This window comes from uncultured Boseongicola sp., from assembly GCF_937988555.1.
Taxonomy (GTDB): domain Bacteria; phylum Pseudomonadota; class Alphaproteobacteria; order Rhodobacterales; family Rhodobacteraceae; genus Boseongicola.
Genome location: NZ_CALJXO010000029.1, coordinates 1 through 9,511, shown reverse-complemented (window position 1 = coordinate 9,511; position 9,511 = coordinate 1). Strand labels below are relative to the sequence as shown.

The 9,511-nt window shown below is 59.3% G+C and carries 6 protein-coding genes and 1 pseudogene; 6 read left to right on the top strand and 1 reads right to left on the bottom strand.

Features of this window, described 5'->3' with window-relative positions:
• Positions 1 to 20 precede the first annotated feature (20 nt).
• Positions 21 to 1,469 carry a TrkH family potassium uptake protein gene (locus Q1B15_RS01540; protein ID WP_299749109.1) on the top strand — a complete coding sequence of 483 codons (1,449 nt, stop codon included), beginning with the start codon at positions 21 to 23 and terminating at the stop codon, positions 1,467 to 1,469.
• A complete protein-coding gene (locus Q1B15_RS01535) occupies positions 1,469 to 3,067 on the top strand; it encodes a thiamine pyrophosphate-binding protein (protein WP_299749106.1) in 1,599 nt (532 codons plus the stop codon). Before Q1B15_RS01540 ends, Q1B15_RS01535 begins: the two co-directional genes overlap by 1 nt.
• Here Q1B15_RS01535 and Q1B15_RS01530 read toward each other — a convergent pair.
• Positions 3,051 to 4,730, bottom strand: a complete 1,680-nt coding sequence (locus Q1B15_RS01530; protein WP_299749103.1) for a serine protease — start codon at positions 4,728 to 4,730, stop codon at positions 3,051 to 3,053. The two genes, Q1B15_RS01535 and Q1B15_RS01530, sit on opposite strands and share 17 nt — an antisense overlap.
• A gap of 162 nt (positions 4,731 to 4,892) precedes the next feature.
• Between Q1B15_RS01530 and Q1B15_RS01525 the strand changes: the two genes are divergently transcribed.
• The 4 genes and pseudogenes from Q1B15_RS01525 to Q1B15_RS01510 all read left to right on the top strand — a co-directional run.
• Positions 4,893 to 5,819, top strand: coding sequence for a glycine--tRNA ligase subunit alpha (locus Q1B15_RS01525; protein WP_299749100.1), 927 nt, complete (start codon positions 4,893 to 4,895; stop codon positions 5,817 to 5,819).
• Between the two features lie 25 nt (positions 5,820 to 5,844).
• Positions 5,845 to 6,375, top strand: coding sequence for a DUF6446 family protein (locus tag Q1B15_RS01520; protein WP_299749097.1), 531 nt, complete (start codon positions 5,845 to 5,847; stop codon positions 6,373 to 6,375).
• Between the two features lie 2 nt (positions 6,376 to 6,377).
• Entirely contained in the window at positions 6,378 to 8,693 is a 2,316-nt protein-coding gene (glyS, locus tag Q1B15_RS01515) for a glycine--tRNA ligase subunit beta (RefSeq protein ID WP_299749094.1), read from the top strand.
• Between the two features lie 268 nt (positions 8,694 to 8,961).
• A pseudogene (locus Q1B15_RS01510) lies at positions 8,962 to 9,511 on the top strand (pyruvate, phosphate dikinase); the annotation flags it as partial.

Sequence of the window (9,511 nt, the reverse complement as noted above, 5' to 3'; positions counted from 1 at the left end):
CTCGGACAAGTCTCATTTCCATGATCGACCTTCGCCCTGTGGGGTATGTAATTGGCCTTTTAGTGGCCAGCCTGGGCGCGACGATGGCGGTGCCTCTGGCCGTTGATATCTGGGCGGGCAATGGACACGCTGCGGTCTTCGTAGAAAGCGCGATGCTGACGATCCTGACGGGGGGCCTTATGGCGCTTGCTTGCGCCAATGGCGTTGGGGACCGCCTGACGATCCAGCAGACCTTCATCCTGACCACCGCGGTCTGGGTTGCTCTGCCGATCTTTGCGGCCATCCCATTTCATCAAGGCGCCACTGATGCCACCATCACCGACGCCTTCTTCGAGGCCATGTCCGGCCTCACCACCACCGGATCGACCGTCTTCATCGACCTTGATGAATTGCCCGACGGACTGCTGTTGTGGCGCTCAATGCTGCAATGGTTCGGCGGCATCGGGATTATTGTGGTCGCCATGGTCTTCCTGCCTGAACTGCGGGTCGGTGGTATGCAGATTTTCCGATCGGAAGCCTTTGATACGGCAGGAAAAGTCCTGCCCCGCGCGGCCGAGATCGCCTCGCGCATCTCGATCGTCTACGTGATCCTGACGGCCGCTTGCACAATGTCCTACTATGGCGTCGGCATGCCGTTCTTTGATGCGGTCAATCACGCCCTTACCACGGTTGCAACGGGGGGCTTTTCGACTCATGACGCTTCGTTCGGTGGCTTTAAAGGAGCGCCCGAATACGTGGCGGCGCTGTTCATGGTCCTGGCAAGTTTGCCTTTTGTGCGCTACGTCCAGCTTCTTGCGGGCTCCTCGAAACCGCTTTTCGTCGACAGTCAGGTCCGCATGTTTTTGGTCACACTGATCGTTCTCGTTGCGACGATCTCGGGCTATCTCCTTGTTGTCGGCGATGCGCCCCTGACCACTTTGGTGCGCGAGGCGACCTTCAACATCACCTCGATCATCACCGGCACCGGCTACTCTAGCACGGACTACCAGCTTTGGGGGTCCTTCCCGATTGCTATGTTCTTCTTTGTCGGACTCATCGGCGGCTGCGCGGGCTCCACGTGTTGCTCGATCAAGATATTCCGCTATCAAATCCTCTTCGCCGCGATCTCTAACCAAATCCGTCGCATCCACTCGCCCCACGGCGTGTTTCAACCCAAATACGATGGCCGCACGATCACGGAAGACGTGATTTCCTCGGTCATGGCATTCCTCACGCTGTTCGTTGTGACTTTGGGCGTGCTGTCCGTCCTTCTCAGCATGACGGGTCTCGACTTCCTGACCTCAATCAGCGGAGCCGCTGCCGCCATCGCCAACATTGGCCCCGGCCTTGGCGACATCATCGGCCCCGCCGGTACATTCGAGCCGCTCAACGATATGGCCAAATGGCTGTTGATCGTCGGCATGCTTGTCGGACGCCTTGAACTTATGGTCGTCATGGTCCTTTTCACATCCCGATTCTGGAGAGCATAATGCGTCCCCTCGGAGTAGAACTTGCCGCCATGCTGGCGGATCGCGGCGTCGATACGATCTTCGGCATCCCTGGCGTGCACAACATCGAACTTTACCGGGGCATCGAAGAGGCAGGTATCCGACACGTCCTTGCCCGCCACGAACAGGGCGTTGGCTTCATGGCCGACGGCTATGCGCGCGCCACGGGCAAACCGGGCGTCTGCTTTGTGATTTCGGGCCCGGGCTTGACGAATATCATGACGCCGATGGGTCAGGCCTATTCCGACAGCGTTCCGATGCTGGTCATCTCGACCGTGCTTGACGAGACCGTAGCCCGCAAAGGCCAGCTTCACCAAATGCGCGATCAGGAAGGTGCCGCCGCGACTGTCTGCGATTGGTCCGCAACCGCCCAGAATGCCGAGGCAGCCTATCGCCTCGTCGATCAGGCCCTGACCGAGTTCGCAATCCACCGTCCCCGCCCAAAGCAAATCTCGCTTCCCATTCGCGTCGTCGGCGGACCTGCGAAACCGTTCCCTCGCAACAAGGCCGCGACGTTGATCCGAGCAAACGTCGATACTACCGACATTGTGCCCATCCTTGCAAACGCAACCCGTCCGCTTTTCATCTTCGGCGGTGCCCTTGCCAAAAACCCCGAGAGCGCCGCAATCATCGGACGCATATTAGACACGATCCCTGCTGCAAGCTTCACCACCTACGCAGGCCGTGGGCTTGTCGCGCCTGATCGTCCGCTTCACTTCGGCGCGCATCTCGCCAAACCCCAAAGCGCAGATATTCTCGCGACATCAGACGTGGTGATCGCTATCGGAACGGAACTGGCCCAGGTCGACCACTGGCGCGATGCCTTGGGCGACACCGGCGTGCGCATCCGGGTCGATATCGACCCGGCCGTGCTTGCCTCTGACACGCGCGCATCCTTCAGAATCAACGCTGACGGCGGCGACTTCCTCGCCTCCTTGGAGCGCGCGTTGACGACCCAAGCTATTGCCAAGCCACTGACGTCCAATTGGGCCGCCGCGGAAGTCTCCCAGACCCGCAAGGTATGGCGCGTCGAGATTGCCTCGCACAACCCCGCGATAGCCCAATCGTGCGAAGCGCTGCGCGATGCGCTCCCGAAAGACACAATGATCTTCTCGGACATGACCCAATTCGCCTACGCCGCGAAAGAACTTTGGGACATGCCCACGCCGGGCCACTGGCATCATCCAAACGGCTTTGGCACGCTTGGATACGCGCTTCCCGCAGCCATAGGCGGAGCACTTGGTCACCACGGCCCAACCCTCGCCATCGCAGGCGACTACGGCTTCCAATACACCATGCAAGAACTTGGAACGGCGGCAGAACTTGACCTCAGCCTGCCAATTCTCATCTGGGACAACGAAGCCCTGGGCGAAATTCGCGACAACATGGTCGCGGCGCAAATTGTCCCGAAAGCCGTCCATGCCGTGAACCCGAATTGGCAGCATCTCGCGGCGGCTTACGGTTGCGCCTATGCGGCTCCCAAAACCACCGCGGACCTTTGCCAAGCCACCACCGATGCCTTCAGCGCCGGTCGCCCGACGCTGATCATCGCCACGCCCGAGATCAGTTCCAGCAGCTAACCAGTACAGTCATATCCGCCGCCAAAATCGTCAGGTCCTCCGGTGCCATGTCGCTCTCTGGCGCGCTGGCAGGCATTGCCAAACCATTTGTCGCCAGAAACTCGGCCAAGACCGATGCATCCAAGGCAAAAGCCACACTGCCCGGCAATTGGCGCGCACCGCTTTCTGCATCAAGCAGCATGCCCATCACCGCGCCTGAGGCGTCAAAAACCGGCCCACCAGCGTCACCGGGTTCGCTCAGGACCTCAAGACGCTGCACGCGTACATCGCCGTCCAAACCCTTCACATCTGAAAACGTGCCATAGGTCAGCGACGGTGCCGTCAAAATCCCACCAAAGCTGAAGCCTGCCACGGCAATATCTGACTGCAACCGAGGCTCCACTTGCGCCATTCGTGCCACCGCCAAGGGCGCAATTGATTTCTGCGGGGTCAGGTATGCGACGCCCAGATCGCCGTCTACCGCGCCAATGGTCATGGGAATGTCTTCGCCAACTGTCACCCGCGTGCATTGATCGACCGCCGAAGCCGTGGTCAAAACCGCACCGGCGGTATCCACGTAAAAGCCCGACCGTGCGCGTTCAGGCCGGCGGATCGCTAGTCCTGCAAGTAAATCAATGTCCTGCGCAGCTGATCCAATCGTATCGGACAGCACGCCTTCGAGGGGCAAAAAGCTTTCCTGCATCGCCTGAAGCGCAAGCCGCTGGCGCTTAGCATCGTCGACAGGCCAGACCAGCGAAAATCCTTTGATCGCGCCGCCATCTAGGCGCGCATAGGTGTAAGAAATGATCCGGTCATTCTGGCCCGTCAGCGTGAAATCATTGCGTCGCAGAGTGCGCGACCCATCCAACGGCACAATCTCAAGCGTCTGCATCACCTCATAGAGGGACGCCAACGTTCCGCGATCTCCGATCTGGGAAATCAGCAAAACCTGCCTGTCGTCGCCCGAGGTCGCGCGATACTGCGCAAACGGCGGCTCAAAGCGATCGAAGGTCACCAAGCCAAGCGGCAGATCAATTTCGACGCCCATTGTCGTCTCAATCGTCGGCGTCATATCAAGGGCAGCCACGGCTTCCCGGTAGGCCTTCAGCATCCCCTGACGCTGCCTTGTCGTCATCACACCGGTTGCTTCAAATCCGTTTGCCTGCTGCCACGCGGCCATGGCGCGGCGCGTGCCGGGGCCGAAATCGGCATCAATTGCTGATGTGTAAACACCTTCCCAGCGCAATGCGACCTGTACCAAGGCACGATCCTGGCGCGAAAGCGACCGCTCGCTAACGCGTGCCTCGGCTTGGGTTTCTTCACCCGCAACCAGTGGCACTACAACGGTTTCAACCGGAGCGACCCCCGGTGTGCTTGCGAAAAACTGTGTGCGGAAATTTGCGCCATTGGCCAGAAAGCTGTCGCGCGGGATGCGCCCGCTCGCGCGCAACTGGCTCAGGACATTGATCGCTTCAGCTTCGCTGTAGGGGCCAAGCGCAACCGCATACCACCCTGAAGATAAACGATAGCCTTCCACATCCGGCAGGCCACTTGCATAGAACTCGGCGCGCTGTTGCCCCCGCGCCTGATCGGGGTGCGCTTCGATCTGCACCCACGCGCTGCCCTGCGCCACGGCAGCCGTCGCCCAAAGCACCGCTAGTATTCCTACAATAAACCTGATCACGCTCGTCATGTCCAACCCGTCTGCATCTGGCGCAAATCGCGCCGTTCCAACGTTTTTAACTAGGGCGGAGGGACATGCACGTCAAAAGCGACCCCGCTTCATTGACCGCCCCCCGCCTGTTGCCTATTGAGAACGCGATTTTCACCCCCGGAGACACGCCCAATGGCCGCCGTGCAACGACCACAGTCATTTCAGGAAATCATCCTTCGCCTGCAGTCCTACTGGGCGGCAAACGGGTGCGCCATTCTGCAACCCTACGACATGGAAGTCGGGGCAGGGACGTTCCATCCGGCGACGACATTGCGCGCGCTCGGCACGAAACCCTGGGCTGCGGCCTTCGCACAGCCCTCGCGCCGCCCGACGGATGGCCGCTACGGCGAAAACCCGAACCGGCTTCAGCATTACTACCAGTTTCAGGTCCTGATCAAACCATCCCCCCCGAACCTGCAGGAATTGTACCTTGGCAGCTTGGAAGCCATCGGCATCGACATGGCCTCCCACGACATCCGTTTCGTTGAAGACGACTGGGAAAGTCCGACGCTTGGTGCATGGGGTCTCGGGTGGGAAGTCTGGTGCGACGGCATGGAAGTCTCGCAATTCACATACTTCCAGCAGGTCGGCGGCCACGACTGCCACCCTGTTTCGGGCGAGCTTACCTACGGCCTTGAACGCCTCGCGATGTATGTGCTTGGCGTCGATCACGTCATGGACATGCCGTTCAACGCGCCCGACGCGCCCATCGCCCTCACCTACGGCGACGTATTCCGCCAGACGGAAGAAGAATATTCGCGCTGGAATTTCGATGTGGCCGACACCGACATGTTGCTACAACACTTCAAAGACGCCGAAGTCGAATGCGAACGCATCCTTGCCGCCGACCCACTCGACCCCAAAACGGGGCGCAAAATCATCATGGCCCACCCGGCTTACGACCAGTGCATCAAGGCCAGCCACCTGTTCAACCTTCTTGATGCGCGCGGTGTAATCTCTGTCACGGAACGCCAGGCCTACATCGGCCGCGTCCGCACGCTTGCGAAGGCCTGCGCCGACGCCTTCATGCAAACCGACGCCGCAGGAGCCGCCGCATAATGACCTGCGTAGGATCAAACTTAAGATGAATGGCAAAGTGATTGGTATCGTCCTCATTGCAACCGGAGTTCTTGGCGGCGGCGGCTTGTATTACCTTCAGGAATACGGGTTTTATGAAACTGTTGAGGCAACCTCTGCCGACATGGTCCAGATGACCAGCGTCACCACTGGCGTGCCTGAAACGATTCTCTTCGATAGCTTTCAGGCCATCGACGCTGACAGTTCGCCGATCCGCTACCGCGCGTGCTTCACCACGCCCCAGTCGCTTGCCATGATGACCGAGACCTACGAGCTCTACGACAACGCCGAGCCTTTGAACGCGCCCGGCTGGTTCGACTGTTTCAACGCCGCCGACATCGCAGAAGCGCTTGAAAACGGCGAAGCGCTCGCCTTTCTTGGCACGGCCAACGTCACCTACGGCATTGACCGCATGGTCGCGATCCACCAGGACGGGCGCGGCTTTGTGTGGCACCAGATCAATGCATGCGGCGAAGACGTCTTCGACGGCAACGCTCCGCCTGAAGGCTGCCCCCCACTCCCCGAGAGGACCCAGTAGACATGCCTGATCTCCTGATCGAGCTTTTTTCCGAGGAAATCCCCGCCAAGATGCAGGTCCGTGCGGCTGACGATCTCAAGCGGCTGATGACCGAGGCGCTTGTCGACGCGGGTCTCACCTATGCAGGCGCTGCGGCCTTTGCGACCCCGCGACGTCTGGTCCTGACAATCGACGGCCTTCTCGCCGAAAGCCCGACAGTGCGCGAAGAACGCAAAGGCCCGCGTACAGACGCCCCCGAAAAGGCGCTTGAGGGCTTCCTGCGCTCCACCGGTCTGACCAAAGACCAGTTGGAGGCCCGCGCCGACAAAAAGGGTCAGGTCTGGTTTGCAAAAATCGAAAAGCCGGGGCGCCCCGCCGGCGAAATCATAGCCGAAACACTTGAAAAAACGGTCCGCAATTTCCCCTGGCCCAAGTCTATGCGGTGGGGTGCAGGCACTTTGCGTTGGGTGCGTCCGCTTCACTCAATTGTCTGCACGCTGCATGAAAACGGCGAGACGAAAATCGTTGGTCTCGACGTTGACGGCATCACATCCTCCGACTTGACCGCTGGTCACCGCTTCCTAAGTCCTGCACGTTTTTCTGTCACGAATTTCGAGGATTACGCCGCAAAGCTCAAGCGGGCCCATGTGATCTTGTCCACCGACGAACGCATGGAAACCATCTGGCACGACGCAACACAGGCTGCCTTCGCGAACGGGCTTGAGGTCGTTGAAGACAAAGCCCTTCTGGCCGAAGTCGCAGGTCTCGTCGAATGGCCCGTCGTGCTGATGGGCGAAATTGGCACTGATTTCCTCGACCTGCCTGCGGAAGTTCTGCAAACCTCGATGAAAGAGCATCAGAAGTTCTTCTCGGTGAAAGACAAAATGGGGCGCATCCTGCGGTTCGTGACGGTTGCCAATGTCACCACAGAAGACAACGGAGCCACAATCCTCGCAGGCAACCAAAAGGTCCTGTCGGCGCGTTTGGCCGACGCTAAATTCTTCTGGGAAAACGACCTGCGGATCGCGAAAGCGGGCATGGAGCCATGGCAAAACGCGCTAAAATCCGTTACTTTCCACAATAAACTCGGCACCACTGCCGACAAGATCGACCGCGTCTCGGCACTCGCTCGCGAGATCGCGCCCGCCGTCGGAGCCGACCCCGACCAAGCCGAACAGGCAGGCCGTATCGCGAAAGCCGATCTGACGTCCGAGATGGTCTACGAGTTTCCCGAACTTCAAGGCATCATGGGCGAATACTACGCCAAAGCCGCAGGCCTAAGCGAGGCCGTCGCCGCCGTTGCCCGCGAGCATTATCAACCGCTTGGACCGTCTGATGACGTGCCGACTGCGCCGTTGTCGGTTGCCGTGGCGCTGGCGGATAAGATTGAGACACTGACCGGGTTTTGGGCGATTGATGAGAAACCGACCGGGAGCAAGGATCCGTTTGCGCTGAGACGTGCGGCGCTGGGCGTTATTAGGTTGGTGCTAGAAGGTGCACACACGCTTCGCCTTATTGACGCAATGGACAGCAGCTTCGAAGTTCGCCGTCAACCCGAGCTTAATAGGCTGAAAGATTGTATCTCTTCGCAAATTCTGAATGACTTTGAACGCGGTAAGGAAGTTTCAAATGAGATTTCAGAGGTCGTGGGCGAAGATGCATCCGAGAGTATCGCAACGATCAATTCCGCCTTACCATTAAAGCCTGCCATCAAAGAGCGTCGTATTCGAGACGCTGCAGAAAAGGTCGCAGAGCTTTATCGACGCCAAAGAAGTGGAATTGAATGGCGAGCGATATTTGTGCCTGCTAGAAACGATCTCCTAACCTTCCTCCACGACCGCCTAAAGGTCTATCTCCGTGACCGTGGCATCCGCCATGACGTCATCGACGCCTGTCTCGCGATGCCCAATGCCGACGATCTCACGCTCCTTGTCAATCGGGCCACTGCGCTCTCCGGCTTCCTTGCCACCGATGATGGCGAGAACCTCATTCAGGGCTTCAAACGCGCCCACAACATCCTTCGACAAGCCGAGGAAAATGACGGCGTCGAATACTCCTACGGTGCCGATCCAAAGCTTGCCGAAACGGACGAAGAAAAAGCTCTCTTCGTCGCGCTCGACACGGCAGAAGCCGCCATTGCCCCGGCCATGAAGGCCGAAGATTTCTCAGCTGCGATGTCTGCGCTTGCGGGATTGCGATCCCCCATCGACGCATTCTTCGAGACCGTTCAGGTCAACGCCGACAGCGCAATCTTGCGGCGCAATCGTCTTAACTTGCTTCATCGCATCAGCGCGGCCTGTCTGGCCGTTGCTGATCTGACGCGAATCGAAGCAACCTAAGGGATACCGCATCACCGTTAAAACAAGGTTCACGCGCCGCGCCCCCGGATTTACACCCTCACAACAGTGCGAACGCCCGCAAGGACGCAAGCCCGACGTAGTCCCGACGTCGCGATTTGATGCGTTTTAGCGGTTGTTAACGGGATAAAAACGCCGGCGCGGGCTGAGACCCCACGGACACGCCGCCCGCGACGTAGTGTCGGCATTTTCTGACACTCCTTGATCGATTTCCAACTGCGCGTATGCTGTCGCGGAAGGATTCGCCGCAGTGCAGAAACTCGTTGAAATATCAGACTTTATTGTCGTCGATCCAGCGGCCAACCTCGCCACGCACACGCATGGCGGCCGCGCGAAGTGCCTGCAACGTCTGATCCGCCTCGAATTGCCGGTACCGCAAACGGTGGCGCTCCCATTTACAACCGTGGCCCACATCGCGTCTGGCGCCGAGATCGACACCAAAGCGATCCTTGCCCCTTTCGGCAGCGCCCCCCTCGTGTCCGTCCGCCCCTCGTCCGAAGACCCCGACTGGGGCGGCCCCGGAGCGATCCTGAACATCGGTATGAATAGTGCGCGCCACCGCGAATACGCCAACCTTTTGGGGCACGAAGCCGCCAACAAGCTCTTTGCGCGCTTCATCATGACCTACTCCGTGCAGGTCGCGCACCTTGATCCTGATCTCTTTGTTATTGAGGATGAAATTGCCTCTGATACGCTCCATGCCATGCTGGAGGCTTACGAGGAGGAAACCGATGAAGCCTTCCCGCAGGACCCGGCAAGTCAGTTGACGAGCGTGCTGCGTTCCATGGCGCGTGCTTGGG